Annotated in this window: 2 protein-coding genes; both read left to right on the plus strand. The window is 38.1% G+C overall.

The features are described 5' to 3' along the window. Positions 1-101: 101 nt before the first annotated feature. Positions 102-1,082: a GTPase family protein gene (locus tag AAEY57_RS19060; RefSeq protein WP_036983810.1), complete on the plus strand. Its 981-nt coding sequence runs from the start codon at positions 102-104 to the stop codon at positions 1,080-1,082. Beyond that, complete coding sequence (locus tag AAEY57_RS19065; protein ID WP_249365138.1) at positions 1,051-1,767, plus strand: GTPase family protein; 717 nt, start codon at positions 1,051-1,053, stop codon at positions 1,765-1,767. Before AAEY57_RS19060 ends, AAEY57_RS19065 begins: the two co-directional genes overlap by 32 nt. The last annotated feature ends 204 nt before the right edge of the window (positions 1,768-1,971 follow it).

Here is a 1,971-nt window from a genome sequence, read left to right on the forward strand (position 1 = left end):
AATTATGGCTCTGGTTTTGAATTAAGCTAACCCACGAAAAGCGGAGGCTAACACCGTGTGGGAGTCATTATGTCTATGCGTCAAACAAGGAATATGTGCGTATGAATGAGAAAAATGTTTTCGAAAAAATAGAAGATTCAATTGATTCACTAAAAATCTCAGAAGAGGAAAAAGATAAGTTACTGAAAGGGGTTTTGAGGCTTAAGAGTCAAAAAATCAACTTAATGATTACTGGTGCTACGGGGTGTGGTAAAAGCTCTACAATCAACGCAATGTTTAACACCGAAGTTGCCAAGGTGGGTGTTGGTGTTGATCCTGAAACAATGGAAATACAAAAGTATGAGCTGAACAACCTGATTTTATGGGATAGTCCTGGGTTGGGTGATGGAAAAGAAAAGGATATCGCTCATTCCAAGGGCATTATAAACAAGCTAAATGAATTAGACGATAATGGCAATCCAATCATTGATCTCGTATTAGTTATTTTGGATGGAAGTAGCAGGGATTTAGGAACCTCATACGAATTAATTAACCAAGTCATAATTCCCAATTTAGGTGAAAACGCCAAAGATAGGATATTAATAGCAATCAACCAAGCTGATGTGGCTATGAAGGGAAGATATTGGAACTTTGAAAAGAACAAGCCAGAACCCAACTTAATTGACTTTCTCAATCAAAAGGTGAGTTCAATAAAAACACGAGTAAAAGAAGCCACTTCTGTTGAGGTTGAACCAATTTATTATTCTGCCGGATACAAAGACTTCGGTGAAGAGCAAAAACCTTGGAACTTATCAAAGCTTCTTTATTTCATAGTTAAAAACACCCCTGAAGAAAAAAGACTTTCATACATTGAGAATATTTCCAGTGAAAAGGAAATGTGGGAGAGTGATGATGAGTTGGAAGATTATAAAAAAGAAACTCAGAAAAGTTTTCAAGAGGTTGCCTCACATATCTCAAAAAATACACTTGCAGGAGCAGCCGCTGGCGCAGCTATCGGTTCTGTCGTGCCGGTAGTTGGGACCGCTATTGGCTCAGCTGTAGGGGCTGCAATTGGATTTGTTGGTGGTCTATTCGGTTGGTGATATGTATAAAGAATATAGAAACAGTGATCTTTCACGAAAATCTCAAGAAGTAGGAATTATTTTCGATGTCATGGTTACAGGTGTCACAGGAGCCGGAAAATCTACAACATTAAATACGATCTTTTCAAAGGAAGTATCGAAGGTTGGTAAAGGCGTCGAGCCTGAAACTATGGAAACAGAAAGTTTTAGGTTAAATGATTCTTTTAGGTTGTGGGACTCCCCTGGCCTTGGAGATGGGGTGGCCAAAGACAAAGAGCATTCTAAAAAAATAGTCGACTTATTGTACAAAGACTATGACAGCAATGGTCAGTCATATGGATTTATTGATCTTGTCTTAGTAATTATTGAAGGCTCAAATCGTGACATGGGAACAACTTACAAGCTATTAAATGATGTTATTGTTCCCAATTTTCAAAAAGAGCGGGTGTTTGTTGCCATAAATCAAGCTGATATGGCAATGAAAGGCAGATATTGGTGTTATGATAGTAACTCTCCAAAGTTTGAATTAAAACAATACTTGGAGGAGCAGGCTAGTTCTATTCAACGTAGGGTTAAAGAAGCTACTGGTGTTGATATCATAAGGCCTATTTATTATTCCGCAGAGCATAATTACAATATCGAAAAATTGATGGATTTATTCATTGATTATATGCCTAAAGAGAAAAGAACCTTAGTATACGTGTGATATGACGCATAACAAACCCATTAAGGCGCTCGCAAGCTCGCTGGGACAACAAAGCTACGCGGCGATTTAGTTTGGTGGAACGTTAATTTTAACAAAATCGCCGCTCCACTTTGTTGCCCCTTATGGGGGCGTTGAGGTTGTAGAATTACTCTTTTTAGGAACTGGTTCTACACATTTCACTTGATTGTTTTTTAACCTTGAACC

The organism is Pseudoalteromonas sp. MER144-MNA-CIBAN-0113 (assembly GCF_040308965.1).
In the GTDB taxonomy this organism is placed as follows: domain Bacteria; phylum Pseudomonadota; class Gammaproteobacteria; order Enterobacterales; family Alteromonadaceae; genus Pseudoalteromonas; species Pseudoalteromonas tetraodonis.